Consider the following 14,941-nt stretch of genomic DNA (forward strand, 5'->3'; position numbering starts at 1 on the left):
CGCGGGGCCGTTGCGGAATCACGTACGTTGCGGAATTACGTCATCCTGTGGCCTGGCGCGCCCCCACCAGGGGAACGAAAACCGGCCAGGGCCGCCTGTATCGCTCCTCTCCGGCAGGTGACCTCTCCGCCGACTCCGTCGTAGGTTCGGACACCCGGCACCCCAGCCCTCCGCCCCAGCCACCCCCTCGAGAGGAACGCTGTGAACCTCCCACCGCCCTCCCGCCGCACTGTCGGCTTACTGATGGGCGCGGTGCTCACCATCGTAGGAGTCGGCGTCGTCATCGCCTCGATCGCCGTGTTCGGCGGCGGCACCACGCCCGCCCCCGAGTCGTCCCGCGAGCCCACCGCCACGTCCCCGGCGGCGAGCTGCCTCCTGTACGACTTCGAGTGCCAGGCCGAGGGTGGCTCCGCCGTCGTCCCCCGGCAGCCGCCGATACGTGGAACTCGCGAGTAGTTCGGGGGCACCGAGACCGGACGCCGTACAGGTTCGGGACATCTGCGCAAATCGCCCTTCGTTACACACCTGTGTCAATTTGCCCTGCAACGAACTTCGGCCCCGGCCTGTCTAGCAGGTGGAGTCCGACCCATGGACGAATGACGCAGGACGAGTGACGCATGACAAACGAGGAGTGGGCAGCAGTGGGGGACATACGCAGATCAGGCGCCGTGGCACTGGGGATCACCATGCTGGTGGCCCCGCTCACGATGGCGGTGGGCACCGGTAGCGCTCAGGCCGCATCGTGCTCGACGCAGACCGGGCCGTACCAGAAGCAGGTCGAGAAGTTCCTCGGCCGCCCGGTGGACGGCAAGCAGTCGCCGGCCGACTGCAAGGCCATCAAGGCCTTCCAGACCAAGCACAAGATCAGCCCGAACGCCGGGTACGCGGGCAGCGTCACCTGGGGCGTCATGAATCTCATGAACAAGCAGAAGGCGGTGGGCGACAACCCCAACAAGGCGGGCAAGTGCCCGACCAACAAGGGGCGCATCGCCTGTGTCGACCTCACCCTCCAGCTCAGCTGGATCCAGGACGGCAAGAACCTCAAGTACGGCCCGGTCCCGGTGCGCACCGGCCGCAACGGCCACGAGACCCGCACGGGCCTGAAGAAGGTCTACTGGCGCAACATCGACCACGTGTCGAGCATCTACCACGTGCCGATGCCCTACAGCCAGTTCTTCGACGGCGGCCAGGCATTCCACTCGGTCGGTATCAGCGTCTGGTCGCCGCCCGGCTCCCACGGCTGCGTCAACATGACGAAGAAGGACGCCGTGAAGTACTGGAACATGCTGCGCAAGGGCGACGACGTCTTCGTCTACGGCCGCAAGCCGGGCACCTGATCCATGGCAGCCGATCGGTCTCGGGGCGGAGCGACGGCATAGCTGAGGTCTTGGGCGGTGAGCGAGGCGGGCACCAGACGCAGCCACGTCGTGCCTCGCTCACTCGGATCGTCGTACAGATAGCTCACGAACCGTGAGTCCCACAGAGCCTCGTCCGCCCCCAGATAGCGGGCCAGCTTACGCCGGCCCCTCGGCACGTCGAACGGCACCAGCTCGGCCCGTCCCCGGGCGATCACCTGCTAAACGCGCCCCGTCGCGAGGTCGCACTCGTCCACGACGAGCGCGACGTCGGGGTCGTTCTTCACCCGGTCGAACAAGCGGGTCCACGGGCCCGTCAGCACCCAGAACGCGCCGTCCTCCCACAGGAACCAGACCGGGCGCACGGTGGGCCCGTCGGTCGCCAAGCGAGCGGTGAGCGGCCGCTGCAAGAACGTGTCCACGTCGAAGCTGCTACGAGAAGTCACGCCACCCATCCTGTGACGCCACCGCGCCTCTTGCCCACCGTCCGACGACCTAGGACCACAGCGGCAGTCAGCCTTCGACGCCGGCTGTTGTGGCCTCGGCGGCTCTGGCGGCTCGCTCGATCGTCGCTCGGTGGGCTTCCCAGAAGACTGCGTCGCCTTGCTGGGCCGCGTATTCGGCTGCTGTCCCTGTCGCGCCGTCGAGCTGTTCACGCAGGATGTCGGCGTGCCCGGCATGCCGGCTGGTCTCGGTGAGCATGTGGACCAGGATGTTGAACAGCTGCACGTCGGGGCGGGGCCACCAGGGCACGTGGCCGGGGGAGTCGATGGCGAGACTGGTGATCGTCGCGTCGGAGTGCTCCCCAACCCGGCGGTAGCGGCCGATGATCTCCTCGCGCGTCTCGTACTCGGTGGCCCACATGTCGGTGCCGCGCTCGGTGATGTCGTCCCATCGGGGCAGCGGCTCGGGGAACGGCTGGCCGAAGACCTCGACGCGGCGCCGGTGTCATGCCGGCGCCGCGTCACGCGCCGCGCTAGCGGCGAATGACCGAGCGGATCCAGGAGAGTTGCTGGGACACCTCCCCGGCCTGGGCGCCCTTCTCACGGTCGGAGCCGTTGAAGACGCCGAGGAGGGTTTCCGTGCCGCGCGGGCCGACGGTCATCACCGGGCCTCCGGAGTCGCCGCCGGCGGGGATGCCGGACACCTTCTTCATGCAGAAGTCGGGGCCGCCCGGCGGGGTGTGGCCCGCGCACAGTGGGTCGTTGTGCCGGACGACCTTCAGGTTCGACTGCTTGAGGACGGGGGACTGGCAGGCGCTCTCGTCCGTGGTGCAGGTGGCGCCCCACCCGTACACCCGCACGGCCTGGCCGCGTTTGGCACCGACCGTGGCCAGGCGTGCCGTGGGGATGTTCATCGGCGGAACCTTGACGAGCATCATGTCGGCGTGCGCGCTGCCCACGCGCTTGCCGCGGAGGGGGCGGACCGTGGTGCCCCTCCGCATGTCGAGATTGCCCACCCGGAACGAGATCCGCTTGTCGGCGACCGGCTGCGCCTGCTGGTAGAAGCAGTGCGAGGCGGTGAGGATCCACTGGCGGGCGACCGCGGTCCCGGTGCACGCCGGTTCACCGTCAACGAGCATGCGTACCGCCCACGGACCGTACGTGCTCTTCGCTCCGCCGATGACGGCGAAGGCCGGAGGGGACGACAGCACCGAGCCCGCGACCAACACCAAGGCGGTCAGCAGCAGTACACGAAAGCGACGCATTGTGCGGAACAACTCCTCTCACAGGGGTACGGCCGAAGTGGTACAGCCGTACAGGTAGTGAGAGAGCCTGTTGAGCAGAAGCGTTCCGCGCGAGGCCTGCGAGATCAGAAAAGCTGAAAGAGCCGTCCAGCTCCTCGTTCCAGAACTGCTCCTGCCGACCTGCCGGTGGTGCTCTGGCCGGTCCTCGCGGCGGCGTCGTCCACGTACCGGTCACCACACTGTCCACCGCTGTTCACGAGGCGCCGGGCAACTCCCTTCTAGGGCCTCCTGTCTAACCGGGTGACCAGAAGCACCACCGCACACGAACATGCTGAAAGGCCACTTCCGTATGCGCATTCACCGGACCATCGCAGCCACCGCCACCCTTGCCCTGACGCTCGGTACGGCCGCCTTAACGGCGTCGACCGTCCAAGCCGCTGCCCCGTCCGCCGTTCCGGCCCCGGCCCCGGCCTCCGTCGTCGTCGCGGACGGCGAGCTCTGGTACAAGGCGGCGCCCGGTCAGGAGAACAAGGTGACGGTCGACGAAGAGATCGACACCCGCGGCGACCACGACTCGTACTACGTCCTCACCTTCCACGACCAGTACGACATCGCCATCTCCGCCGAGGCGGCGGAGTGGGACGAGTGTGTGTACCCCGAGGAGGGCGACCGCACCGCCGTGCGATGCGCGGTCAAGATCCCGGAGAACTCGGACGACTCCGACAGCTACGACATCGACCTCGGCGACATGAACGACACCGCGACCCTCGAACCGGACAGCCATGCCTGGGCCGGGGTCTACGGAGGCAAGGGCAACGATGTCATCACGGCGTCGGCGTCCGCGCTCCTGCACGGCGGCGACGGCGACGACCGCCTCGACGGCGGCGGCGGTCCGATGGGCATGGGCCCGTGGGGCGACGCGGGGAACGACACCCTCACCCGTTGCAGCCAGGACTGCTTCGGCGGTCCCGGCAACGACTCCCTGACCGGCACCGGCGAGGAGAACACGCTGCACGGCGAGGACGGCAACGACGTCCTGCGCGGCAAGGGCGGTGCCGACGTCCTCTACGGCGGCAAGGGCAACGACAAGCTGTACGGCGAGGCGGGCAACGACACGCTGTGGGGCAACAGCGGCGACGACGTCCTGTGGGGCGGCACGGGCACGGACACGCTGTCCGGCGGGCCGGGCCGCAACGAACTCCACCAGGACTGAACCACCCCCACCGAGCAGGGGCTTCCGGCCACTTCGTCCCTTTCTGTCTCGGGCGCGGGCTGCATCAGTAGCCAGAAGGTCACCTTTTCGTAAACCTCGCCTCGCGCGAAGGATCCGCCCTCACCCAGACACGCCGCCGCCCCGGATCCCAACTCCCCGGGGCGGCGCACGCGTTGTCGACGCCGCCCGCGTTCACGACCTGTTCGCATTGCGTATGTCGACCATCGCTCAACGGACCATATTCAGCCAACATCCAGCCCAAATGCTGACATGTACCTGGCTCGAATGACACGCTTCCACGCAACACGCTGCACGTACGGCAACTCGCTGCACGCCCGCATCGCGTCTTTTTCTACTCCGGGGGGTCGTTCCTGCCTCCCGGGTCCCCACAGATGGAGCCCGCGTGACCTCTCACATATCCCGTAAGCGTTCGACGCTCACGATCGCCACCGCCGTTGCCGCCGGAGCGCTGCTCACCGCCGGACTGACCACCGGCGCCTCCGCCCAGCCGGACAACGACACCGAGCCGTCGGGCTCTCCCGTCGCCCTGTCGGCGTCGGCGCGCGCGGACCTCCTCCAGGACGCGAACGCCGACAGATCGGCGACCGCCGACAGAATCGGCCTGGGCGCCAAGGAGAAGCTGGTCGTCCGCGACGTCGTCAAGGACGCCGACGGCACCACCCACACCCGCTACGAGCGCACCTACGACGGCCTGCCCGTCCTCGGCGGCGACCTCGTCGTGCACACCGCCAAGAGCGGCAAGGTGGAGAGCGTCACCAAGGCGACCGAGGCCACCGTGAAGGTCGCCTCGACGGACGCGAAGCTCGGCAAGTCCTCCGTCGCCAGGTCCGCCGAGTCGACCGCCGCGAAGGCGAAGACCGCGGATGCCGATGCGCAGTCGCCGCGCAAGGTGATCTGGGCCGCCTCCGGCAAGCCCGTCCTCGCGTACGAAACCGTCGTCACCGGCGTGCAGAAGGACGGCACGCCCAGCCGGCTCCACGTCATTACCGACGCGGCGACCGGCAAGAAGCTGTACCAGTACCAGGCCATCGAGAACGGCAAGGGCAACAGCCAGTACAGCGGCAAGGTCACGGTCGGCTCGAAGAAGGTCGCGAGCGGCTACGAGCTGACCGACAAGGCGCGCGGCAACCACCGCACCTACGACCTGAAGCACGCGGAGAGCGGTTCGGGCAAGCTCTTCAAGGACGCCAACGACGTCTGGGGCAACGGCAAGCCGTCGAGCGCGCAGACCGCGGCCGTCGACGCCGCCTACGGCGCCCAGCTGACCTGGGACTACTACAAGTCGGTCCACGGCCGCAAGGGCATCAACGGCGACGGCAAGGGCGCGACGTCGCGCGTCCACTTCGGCAACAACTTCGTCAACGCCTTCTGGGACGACAGCTGCTTCTGCATGACGTACGGCGACGGCGAGGGGAACAAGAAGCCCCTCACCTCGATCGACGTCGCGGCCCACGAGATGACGCACGGTGTCACCTCGGCGACCGGCAACATGGAGTACAGCGGCGAGTCCGGCGGCCTCAACGAAGCCACCTCCGACATCTTCGCCACCGCCGTGGAGTTCAAGGCCAAGAACCCCAAGGACGTCGGTGACTACCTCATCGGCGAGAAGATCGACATCAACGGCAACGGCACTCCGCTGCGGTACATGGACAAGCCGAGCAAGGACGGCGGCTCCCTGGACAAGTGGAGCGCCAACGCCGGCAACGTCGACGTCCACTACTCGTCGGGCATCGCCAACCACTTCTTCTACCTGCTCTCCGAGGGCAGCGGCAAGAAGCGGATCAACGGCGTCAACTACAACTCGCCGACCGCCGACGGCTCCAAGGTCCTCGGCATCGGCCGCGCCAAGGCCGAGAAGATCTGGTACAAGGCCCTGACGACGTACTTCACGTCGACCACCAACTACAAGGCGGCCCGTAAGGGCACGCTGCGCGCCGCGAAGGACCTGTACGGCGCGAACTCCACGGAGTACAAGCGCGTGGCCGCCGCCTGGACCGGCGTCAACGTCAAGTAACTCCCGGCCGACCAAGAAAGGGGCGGCGTCCGTTTTGGGCGCCGCCCCTGTCGGTGTCGTTGCTGCACGATGTGTGTGGGTGTTGCACCCGAAGGAGTGACCAGGCTCTGTTGCTCGGGGCGGTCCACCTCGGGGAGGGTGAAGACCACCGCGGCGGAGCCGTACCTACAGCGGCGGAGGCGTACCTACAATCAACACACGTGCAACCTGGGGCGGGCGAGCTGAGCGGTACATGGGGCGGCGCAGGCCAGGCGTGAGCGACCTCGCGGACGAAAGGTGAAAGCGCGTGTCATCTGACGTGCTGCCCACAGGTGCCGACGTGTGGTTGCTGGTGCGCCAGCATCCGGCCCCTCTCGTGCGCCCGACCAACGAACTCGCGGACGCGCTCAGGGCGGTCTACGGTGAGCGGTTCGCCGTCTGGCATACCGACGAATTCGTTCTCGGTGTCCAGGACGGACGGCTGTTCCTGCGCACGCTGGGCGGCGCTGACGTACCCGTCCCGAAAGTGGTCTGTGTACGCCAGCTACCGGGCACGATGCACTACGACCGTGAGGTCTCTCTGCTGCGTCACCTGGAGCGCATGGGAGCCGTCCTCGTCAACCCCCTCGAAGCGCACATGAGGTGCCGCAACAAGGTCTGGCAGATGCAGGAGCTGGCCCTGGCCGGGCTGCCGATCCCCGATACCCTCTCCTACGCGACCGCGCCACTTGAGGGCGTGGTGCGCTCGCGCGGCCTCGATACGCCGTGCGTGGTCAAGTTCGTGAACGGCTACAAAGGCCGACGGGTCTTCCTCGCCCCGGACGGGCATCTGCTGCGTGACATGGTCGGCGCTCTCGCACAGGACGTGCCGGCTCTTTTCCAGGAGTACGTGAAGACGTCGCACGGCCGCGATCTGCGGGTGATCGTGGTCGACGGCGAACCCGTGTCCGCGGAGGTGCGCACCTCGGCCAACGGCGCTCTTGCCTCCAACCTCGCCCGTGGCGGCACGGCCACGGTGTGCCCCGGGCGCTTCCCGGAGGCGGAGTCCCTGGCCGTCGAGGCCGCCCGGGCCATGGGGCTCGCCGTCGCCGGTGTGGACCTCATGTTCTCCTCCGCGGCAGCGGACGTGATCTGTGAGGTCAACGCGGTGCCCGGATGGCGGCCGGACATGACGACGGTGGTCCCTGCGATCGTCCGCTGCATCGCGCGCCGCCTCGACCATCCGGGGGAGCGTACGTAGTGGCCCTCGCTCGGTCGAACAACACGGGCGCGCTGTCACCAGGCTGTCTAACGTGACATGAGTGATCGGTTCGGGATCCTCACCTGACTCCGCGGCAGCGGACACGCCCCTGGCGTCACTTGTGGCAGCCGTACATGAGGCGGTCGGCGCAGAAGGCACCGCCGCGCGCAAAGTCGCCGCGATCTGCGAACGGTTGCGGCCCTTCCTGGCCGACCAGGGGCTGCTGGCAGCGCACCAGCGCCGGACGAGCGCCGACGGCTACCGGCAGCACTTGCTGCATGTGGACTCGGACGGGCTGTTTTCCATCGTGGCGCTCGTGTGGCGCCCTGGACAGCAGACCCCTGTGCACGACCACGTCTCCTGGTGCGTGAGCGGTGTTTACGAGGGCCGGGAGACCGAGCAGCGCTACCGGGCCGTGTCCTGCGGCGGCCGTCGGCAACTGGCCGCCACCGAGCAGTCGGTCAATGAGACCGGGCACGCGAACGGCTTCACCCCACCGGGCGACATCCACCGGGTGCACAACCCCGGGCCGGGCCGGGCCATCTCCATTCATGTATACGGAGCGGACATCAGCCGCCTCGGCACCAGTGTCCGTCGGGTCTATCCGGAGCATGTGATCGGCGGCAGCGCACCTGCCTCGCCGGTGACCGCGCCGAAGAGCGCTCGATGACGACCGGAGCCGCCAAGGGCGCGGAAGCGTACCGACTCGTGTGTACGGGATGTGGGCTGCGGCTCGGCGACGACGGTACCGCCCTGAGGTGCCCGGCATGCGCGGACGCTTCCCTCCTGCGGACCGACTACGGCCCGCAGCGATTCCGGCCGCGGCCCACCGCCGAGGGCATCTTCAGATACGGCTTCTGGCTGCCGGCCCGCCGCGAAGTACCCGGCTCGAGCGCGCCCCACGTGTATCGCAGCACACGGCTCGGCGAGGCCATCGGCCTGAGCGACCTGTGGGTCTCTTTCAGCGGCTACTGGCCCGAACGCGGATGCCGCATGGAAAGCGGTACGTTCAAGGAGCTGGAGGCGTACAGCGTGCTCGCGCGGCTCCCGCAGAACCCCGGGACCATGGTGCTTGCCTCCGCCGGCAATACCGCCGCGGCGTTCCTCTCCGCTTTCCGGGGCCTCCCCACCCCGAGCGTCCTCGTCGTCCCCGAGAGCGCCCTGCCCACGGTCAGCGGCATCGCGACGGGTCCCGGCGCCCGTGTCATCGCCCTGGCCGGTGCCACGTACAACCAAGCCATCGCGTACAGCAGGCGGATCGTCGACGCGGGCCCGGAGTTCTACGAAGAGGGCGGTGTGCGCAACGTCGGCCGACGGGACGGGCTGGGCACCGTGACTCTGGCGGCGTACGAGGAAATGGGCCGGCTTCCCGACTATTACGTCCAAGCGGTGGGCAGCGGGGCGGGCGCCATCGCCACCCATGAGGCCGCCCTCCGCATCATCCGGTCAACGGACGGCGCCGCCGCCTCGCCTCGGCTGCTCCTTTGCCAGAACGCCGCATACGCCCCGCTTCACGACCGGTGGAACCACACGCGTGCGGATGCCGGTGCGCGGGCGCCGCTGGACATCTACGCCCCGGAACTGGTGAACGACACACCTCCGTATGAAGCACACGGAGGTGTCCGCGACATCCTGACGCACAGTCATGGGGACGTTCTGGTCGCCGGAGCGAGCGAGGCCGACGAAGCCGCGTCGGTTTTCGAGGCGCTGGAGGGCATTGACATCGAACGTCCCGCAGCCGTGGCCCTGGCCTGCCTGCGTGAGGCCGTCCTGCGGCGGCAACTCCCCACAGACGCGTGCGTGCTGCTGAATGTGACCGGGGGCGGACGCCGCCGTTACCGGGCAGAACGCGCAACTTCAACGGCCTCCCGGCGGCATCTGTATCCGCGTATCGACATTCTCCATGGCGATGGTGCGCCGAAAACGGGGTCGCTGCGCGCCTAGGCGCAGCCTTCTTCCTGGATGAGCCGACTGCCCTTCTCGACGGCTTCCCATATACCCCCGGGGGGTATATGGTGGCGATCAGCGGCCCGAACGGGCAGCACCAACAAGGCACATCACACAGGGGAGATGTCATGAAGACCCACCACGCCGGTCACGGCGGAGCTCAGCCCGGCGGGCTGTCGGTTTCCGCGCACGGCTACACCCTTGAGCTCGACTCGACGATCCGCACCGCAGGCGTGCAGCGGGTCACCTTCCGGGTGATAGGTCCCGACGGCCAGGCAGTGACCGAGTTCGCGCCCGAGCACGAGCGAGAACTGCACTTCATCGCCGTCCGGCGCGACACAGCCGGCTTCCAGCACGTACACCCGGTGCGGGACGAGCAGGGCACCTGGAGCACCGAACTGGCCCTGGAGCCGGGGGACTGGAGGTTCTTCACCGACATCCACCCGGTCGGCCACGAGGGAAGCATGACGCTGGGCATCGATGTCGCGGTCGCCGGGCAGTACGTCCCGCAGCCGCTCCCCGAGGCCACCGCGATCACGCAAATCGGCGAGTACACCGTCGTGCTCGACGGTGAACTCCTGGTCGGCGAGGCGAGCGAGCTGACCCTCACCGTCAGTCGCGACGGCCGCCCCGTCACTGACCTCCAGCCGTACCTGGCCGCGTACGGGCACCTGGTCGCCCTGCGAGTGGGCGACCTCGGCTACCTCCACGTACACCCGGAGGGCGAACCGGGTGACGGCACCACCGCGCCGGGGCCCGAGATCTCGTTCTTGGCGGTCGCGCCCTCGGCCGGCACTTACCGCCTCTACCTGGACTTTCAGCACGACGGTGTCGTCCGGACGGCCGAGTTCACGATGCGCACCAAGGGAGCCGCCCCCGAGTACGGCAGCCACCACGCCCACCACTGACCGTCCTGTCGACAGTGCGGAATTGCGGAAGGAGCGTCATGCCACGCCTGACCCGACTCACTCCCGATACGGCGGTCGGCGCCTCACGCGACCTCCTCGCCGACCTGGTCTCACGCCACGGCCGGATCGGGGACATGGTCTCCACGATGGCGCACTCGCCAGCCGTGCTCGGCGGTTACCTCCAGCTCAGCCGGGCCATGGGGCGCGCCAAACTCGACCGCCGCATCAGCGAACGGATCTCGATCGCCGTCCAGGCCCTCCAGGGATGCGGACTGTGCCTCGCAGCGCACGTCAGTGCCGCCCGCGCCCTGGGAGTGCCCGAGGAGGAGATCGAGCGCGCCCACGCGGGTACCTCGGCCGACCCCGCGATCGCGGCGGTCGTCGCCCTTGCCCTACAGGTCTACCGCGAGCCGGCATCGATCACCGACGACCAGGTCGACGCGGTGCGGGAGCACGGCCACAGCGACCGTGCGATAGCCGACGTCGTCGGCGTCGTCGCACTCAACGTCCTCACCGGCGCCTTCAACCTGCTCGCCGGCCTCACACCGGACAGCGACACCGATGCGTAGCAAAGGCACCCCCGTGCGTAGCAAAGACACCCCCGCCTGTACGCGCGGGGCACGGCCGCCGCCCCGGGGCCGTGCCCCGCCGCATGGACACGGAAGGAACCCGCCATGCGACTGTTCGCCATCCGCGACTACCGCCACCTGTTCGGCGCCCAGGTCATCGCCCTGTTCGGCACCGGCCTGACCACAGTGGCCCTCGGACTGCTCGCCTACGACCTCGCGGGCCCGCGCGCCGGCCTGGTCCTCGGCACCGCACTGACCATCAAGATGGTCATGTACGTGGTCATAGCCCCGCTGGCCGCCGCGTACGTCGACCGGCTCCCCAGAAGAACGCTCCTCGTCCTCCTCGACGTGATCCGCGGCGCCGTGGTCCTGGCGCTGCCACTGGTCACCGAGGTGTGGCACATCTACGTCCTGATCGGTCTGCTCCAAGCCGGCTCCGCGGCGTTCACCCCGACGTTCCAGGCCGTCATCCCCGACATCGTCACCGAGGAGTCCGACTACACCCGCGCGCTCTCCGCCTCCCAGGTCGCCTCCACCATGGAAAGCCTGCTGAGCCCGGTGCTCGCAGCAGTCGCCCTCACTTTCATGAGCTTCGACCTGCTGTTCCTGGGCACCTCCGCCGGATACCTGATCTCCGCCCTGCTCGTCCTGTCGACGCGCGTCCCCGACGCCCGCCCCAGCACGCACACCAAGGCCTGGGACAAGGCGGCATCAGGCATCAGGACCTTCTTCAGGACGCCACGGCTGCGCGGCATCATGGCGCTCAACCTCGTGGTCGCGGCGGCGGGTTCGATCGTCGTCGTCAACACCGTCAACCATGTCCGTGACGGGCTCGGCGGTTCGCAGTCGGACGTCGCCTGGATGCTCGCCGCCTCCGGCACCGGCACCCTCGTGGCCGCTCTCGTACTGCCCCGCGTGCTCGACCGGATCGCCGCCCGCGCCGTCATGATGACCGGCGCCATGGTCCTCGTCGCCGGTACGGCCGCCGCGACGACCCTCATCGCGACCGGCCTCGCCACCTGGGCCGGTACGGCGATCATCTGGACCGTGATCGGCATCGGCATGGCGCTGGTCATCACCCCGACCGGCAAGGTCCTGCGCGCCTCCGTCGCACGGAACGCCATCCCTGAGGTGTTCGCGGCCCAGTTCTCCCTGTCGCACCTGGCCTGGCTGCTCACCTATCCCGTCGCGGGGTGGCTCGGGACGAACGCCGGCCTCGCCCTCACCTGGTCCGTCCTCGCGGTCCTCGCCACAGGAGGAGCGACCGGCGCGCTCCTCCTGTGGCCGCGCCACGACGCAGAAGGAACAGGCGCCAGTCCTGTGACACCCGTCCGGCCTTCGCCGAGCCCGGACCGGTCCACCTTGTCCAAGGCCGCGTGAATCATGGATTACCACGCACAGCACCAGCGGCTCGCCCACTCCGGTGCCCCTCAGCGAGGATCGGCCTCGAAAGCCTGGGCGACGGCGAGGCTGTCCTCATAGACATGGTGCCGGGTGATGAGGCCGTCTTCGACGGTGAGATGCAGAGCGAACCGCGCCTTGTAGGCACGTCCGGTGGGCCGGGCGGTCTGACGGATCTCGCCGAGCACGACCGCGTCGTTTCCGTCGACGAGGATGCGCTCGACCTCGGTCGCCACCTCCTCCGCCACGTGGTACTCGGCAAGCTCGCGATAGTGGGCGGCCGCGTCGGCCCGGGAGGACCGGTGGCGAATCCACGGCGTGGCAGTACGGCCGTGCTCGGCCTCCGGCCAGTCGAGCTTCCAATCGCCCTGCTCGGCATAGATCTCGGCGATGCGCTCAGGATCACCCTCGGCAATTCTGCGCAGCAGCTCCTCCACCACGGTGCGCGTGTCCGTAGGCGCGGCTATGGACATGACTGGCCCTTCCGTCCTGACCCGCGTCACGTGACGCGGAGAGATCGCCAAGCCTGCCCGTGCGGGCACGCCGGGACGATTACCTGCGAGGTAATGCACGCAGGGAGTCCGCCCCTGGCATGGCGCAGATCCGGCCGGGACCCGTCCTGAGAGGCGACTGAACGTCCGGTCGGGCGCGCATAGTTGCACATGTTGCAACCAACCATGGCGTGACCGGCAGTTCGGACAGTTTTCTCAATGAAGCTATTGCTTCACCCCAGCCCCACTGGGCTACTGTCGTGATCGATCATCGTTCGATGCGTCTTCAACTTCCTTTGCGGCCAGACCTGTTGGAGGAGTGTGTCCATGAGAAGAACAAACAAGACAACCGACCCGAGTGCGGCGAACCAGGGCGGAGCGTTGGGTCGAAGATCCCTTCTCGCCGGCGCCGCCGCGGTCGCCGGTGGAGCGGCCCTGACCACGGCCCCGCCCGCGGCCGCCCAGACGCCCGCGCGCCCCGGGGGAGTGGCCGCGGCCACCGCCGCCACCGGCGCGCAGACCACCGTCGGTACGCCCGACTACATCACCGTCGCCCCGGGTGACGCCCGCTTCCCGGACCTGGTGCGCGGCATCAACCAGCGCTGGGTCGCCAAGCCCGACTACGTCCGCCTGGTCACCACCACCGCCCAGGCCGTGCGGGCCGTCCAGGACGCGGTCGCCGCGGGCAAGCGGCTGACCGTCCGCAGTGGCGGCCACTGCTACGAGGACTTCGTCTTCAACAAGGACGTCCAAGTCGTCATCGACATGTCCGGGATGACGCAGGTCTACTACGACAGCGCCAAGAACGCCTTCGCGGTCGAGGGCGGTGCCTCCAACCTCCAGATCTACGAGACGCTCTACAAGCTGTACGGCGTCACGCTCCCGGCGGGCTCCTGCGCCTCCGTCGGCGCCGGCGGCCACATATCCGGCGGCGGCTACGGCCTGCTCTCCCGCCTGCACGGCCTGACCGTCGACCACCTCTACGGCGTCGAGGTCGTCACGGTGGACAAGAACGGCACGGCCAAGGCCGTCGTCGCGACCCGCGACTCCACCGACGCCGCGCTCAGGGACCTGTGGTGGGCCCACACCGGCGGCGGTGGCGGCAACTTCGGCCTGATCACCCGCTACTGGCTGCGCACGCCCGGCGCCACCGGCAGCGACCCCTCCAAACTCCTGCCGAAGCCGCCGTCCGAGGTCTTCGTGCACGCCACGGCCTTCCCGTGGAAGGACATGACCGAGGCGTCCTTCACCCGGCTCCTCCAGAACTGGGGCACCTGGCACGAGCAGAACAGCGCGCCGGACTCCAAGTACAACTCGCTGTTCGGCCTGCTGAAGCTGAACCAGCGCGCCAACCCCGAGCGGTCCGAGATCGTCCTGCTCACGCAGATGGACGCGACCGTGCCCGACGCCCAGGCCCTCCTGGACGACTACCTGGCCGCCGTCTCCGCGGGCGTGGGCGTCACCCGCCGGGCGATGACCCAGCGCTCCGGTGAACACGCCGCCATGCCGCAGTTCGCCAAGCCGCGCACGCTGCCGTGGTACATCGCCACCGACTACCTCAGCGGCGGCAACCCCACGCTGTACGGCAAGTACAAGTCGGCGTACGCGCGCAAGGGCTTCTCCGCCCATCAGATCCAGGCGATGTACAAGCACCTGACGCGCACCGACTACAGCAACGGCGACGCGCTGCTCCAGGTCGACTCGTACGGCGGTCGGATCAACAGCGTCAAGCCCGGCGACACCGCGGTGCCGCAGCGCGACTCGGTGCTCAAGCTCCAGTACCAGACGTACTGGACCGACCCGGCCGACGAGGCCAGGCACCTGGCCTGGATCCGCGACTTCTACAAGGACGTGTACGCGGAGACCGGCGGAGTTCCGGTGCCGAACGACATCAACGACGGCTGCTACGTGAACTACCCCGACAAGGACCTCGGCGACGCCGCCTGGAACACCTCGTCGACCGCGTGGAACAGCCTCTACTACAAGGGCAACTACGCCCGCCTGCAAAAGGCGAAGGCGGCCTGGGACCCGAAGGACATCTTCCGGCACGCCCAGTCGGTCCGCCTGCCGTAATCAGGCACATGCCCCTGTGACCACCGCTCCTTCACGGGAGCGG

General features: G+C 68.6%; 13 protein-coding genes and 2 pseudogenes. 11 read left to right on the top strand and 4 right to left on the bottom strand.

Annotation, left to right across the window (positions count from 1 at the left end; all coding sequences use genetic code 11):
• The first annotated feature begins 252 nt into the window (after positions 1 to 252).
• Together ACZ4Z4_RS35505 and ACZ4Z4_RS35510 are read left to right on the top strand one after the other, a co-directional pair.
• The gene (locus ACZ4Z4_RS35505; RefSeq protein ID WP_468336984.1) at positions 253 to 456 is read left to right on the top strand and encodes a hypothetical protein; all 204 of its coding nucleotides are present in this window, start codon (positions 253 to 255) and stop codon (positions 454 to 456) included.
• 185 nt (positions 457 to 641) lie between these two features.
• A complete protein-coding gene (locus ACZ4Z4_RS35510; protein WP_468337196.1) occupies positions 642 to 1,337 on the top strand; it encodes a L,D-transpeptidase family protein in 696 nt (231 codons plus the stop codon).
• Here the strand turns inward: ACZ4Z4_RS35510 and ACZ4Z4_RS35515 are convergent.
• The 3 genes and pseudogenes from ACZ4Z4_RS35515 to ACZ4Z4_RS35525 form a co-directional block, all read right to left on the bottom strand.
• A pseudogene (locus ACZ4Z4_RS35515) lies at positions 1,313 to 1,810 on the bottom strand (pyridoxamine 5'-phosphate oxidase family protein). The gene ACZ4Z4_RS35510 and the pseudogene ACZ4Z4_RS35515 overlap by 25 nt on opposite strands.
• Before the next feature lie 58 nt (positions 1,811 to 1,868).
• Positions 1,869 to 2,288: pseudogene (locus ACZ4Z4_RS35520) on the bottom strand (mycothiol transferase); the annotation flags it as partial.
• Between the two features lie 43 nt (positions 2,289 to 2,331).
• Complete coding sequence (locus ACZ4Z4_RS35525; protein ID WP_468336987.1) at positions 2,332 to 3,063, bottom strand: S1 family peptidase; 732 nt, start codon at positions 3,061 to 3,063, stop codon at positions 2,332 to 2,334.
• 328 nt (positions 3,064 to 3,391) lie between these two features.
• Here ACZ4Z4_RS35525 and ACZ4Z4_RS35530 point away from each other — a divergent pair, with 328 nt between their 5' ends.
• The 8 genes from ACZ4Z4_RS35530 to ACZ4Z4_RS35565 all read left to right on the top strand — a co-directional run bounded on the left by ACZ4Z4_RS35530 (position 3,392) and on the right by ACZ4Z4_RS35565 (position 12,313).
• On the top strand, positions 3,392 to 4,255 hold the full coding sequence (locus ACZ4Z4_RS35530) for a calcium-binding protein (protein ID WP_468336990.1): 864 nt from the start codon (positions 3,392 to 3,394) through the stop codon (positions 4,253 to 4,255).
• A 403-nt stretch (positions 4,256 to 4,658) separates the two neighbouring features.
• Positions 4,659 to 6,290 carry a M4 family metallopeptidase gene (locus ACZ4Z4_RS35535; RefSeq protein WP_468336992.1) on the top strand — a complete coding sequence of 544 codons (1,632 nt, stop codon included), beginning with the start codon at positions 4,659 to 4,661 and terminating at the stop codon, positions 6,288 to 6,290.
• Between the two features lie 286 nt (positions 6,291 to 6,576).
• Positions 6,577 to 7,509: a RimK family alpha-L-glutamate ligase gene (locus ACZ4Z4_RS35540; protein WP_468336994.1), complete on the top strand. Its 933-nt coding sequence runs from the start codon at positions 6,577 to 6,579 to the stop codon at positions 7,507 to 7,509.
• Between the two features lie 61 nt (positions 7,510 to 7,570).
• Positions 7,571 to 8,179, top strand: coding sequence for a cysteine dioxygenase family protein (locus tag ACZ4Z4_RS35545; RefSeq protein WP_468336997.1), 609 nt, complete (start codon positions 7,571 to 7,573; stop codon positions 8,177 to 8,179).
• On the top strand, positions 8,176 to 9,453 hold the full coding sequence (locus tag ACZ4Z4_RS35550) for a cysteate synthase (RefSeq protein WP_468337000.1): 1,278 nt from the start codon (positions 8,176 to 8,178) through the stop codon (positions 9,451 to 9,453). Before ACZ4Z4_RS35545 ends, ACZ4Z4_RS35550 begins: the two co-directional genes overlap by 4 nt.
• 131 nt (positions 9,454 to 9,584) lie before the next feature.
• Entirely contained in the window at positions 9,585 to 10,364 is a 780-nt protein-coding gene (locus tag ACZ4Z4_RS35555; RefSeq protein WP_468337003.1) for a hypothetical protein, read from the top strand.
• A gap of 38 nt (positions 10,365 to 10,402) precedes the next feature.
• Entirely contained in the window at positions 10,403 to 10,933 is a 531-nt protein-coding gene (locus ACZ4Z4_RS35560; protein WP_468337006.1) for a carboxymuconolactone decarboxylase family protein, read from the top strand.
• A gap of 105 nt (positions 10,934 to 11,038) precedes the next feature.
• Positions 11,039 to 12,313, top strand: a complete 1,275-nt coding sequence (locus tag ACZ4Z4_RS35565; protein ID WP_468337009.1) for an MFS transporter — start codon at positions 11,039 to 11,041, stop codon at positions 12,311 to 12,313.
• Positions 12,314 to 12,363: 50 nt separating this feature from the next.
• On the opposite strand, the gene ACZ4Z4_RS35570 is transcribed toward ACZ4Z4_RS35565, so the two are convergent.
• The gene (locus tag ACZ4Z4_RS35570) at positions 12,364 to 12,807 is read right to left on the bottom strand and encodes a nuclear transport factor 2 family protein (protein ID WP_468337012.1); all 444 of its coding nucleotides are present in this window, start codon (positions 12,805 to 12,807) and stop codon (positions 12,364 to 12,366) included.
• A gap of 345 nt (positions 12,808 to 13,152) precedes the next feature.
• On the opposite strand from ACZ4Z4_RS35570, the gene ACZ4Z4_RS35575 reads away from it, so the two are divergent.
• Positions 13,153 to 14,898 (top strand): FAD-binding oxidoreductase, encoded by a 1,746-nt coding sequence (locus ACZ4Z4_RS35575; RefSeq protein ID WP_468337015.1) that lies wholly within the window; start codon positions 13,153 to 13,155, stop codon positions 14,896 to 14,898.
• Positions 14,899 to 14,941: the final 43 nt, after the last annotated feature.

It is taken from the genome of Streptomyces sp. NPDC030245 (genome assembly GCF_055572995.1).

What these genes read in the sequence shown, in the direction of transcription:
- ACZ4Z4_RS35570 (WP_468337012.1), bottom strand. Translation starts at nt 12,807, where the DNA reads ATGTCCATAGCCGCGCCTACGGACACGCGCACCGTGGTGGAGGAGCTG.
- ACZ4Z4_RS35530 (WP_468336990.1), top strand. Translation starts at nt 3,392, where the DNA reads ATGCGCATTCACCGGACCATCGCAGCCACCGCCACCCTTGCCCTGACG.
- ACZ4Z4_RS35550 (WP_468337000.1), top strand. Translation starts at nt 8,176, where the DNA reads ATGACGACCGGAGCCGCCAAGGGCGCGGAAGCGTACCGACTCGTGTGT.
- ACZ4Z4_RS35565 (WP_468337009.1), top strand. Translation starts at nt 11,039, where the DNA reads ATGCGACTGTTCGCCATCCGCGACTACCGCCACCTGTTCGGCGCCCAG.
- ACZ4Z4_RS35575 (WP_468337015.1), top strand. Translation starts at nt 13,153, where the DNA reads ATGAGAAGAACAAACAAGACAACCGACCCGAGTGCGGCGAACCAGGGC.
- ACZ4Z4_RS35555 (WP_468337003.1), top strand. Translation starts at nt 9,585, where the DNA reads ATGAAGACCCACCACGCCGGTCACGGCGGAGCTCAGCCCGGCGGGCTG.
- ACZ4Z4_RS35560 (WP_468337006.1), top strand. Translation starts at nt 10,403, where the DNA reads ATGCCACGCCTGACCCGACTCACTCCCGATACGGCGGTCGGCGCCTCA.
- ACZ4Z4_RS35525 (WP_468336987.1), bottom strand. Translation starts at nt 3,063, where the DNA reads ATGCGTCGCTTTCGTGTACTGCTGCTGACCGCCTTGGTGTTGGTCGCG.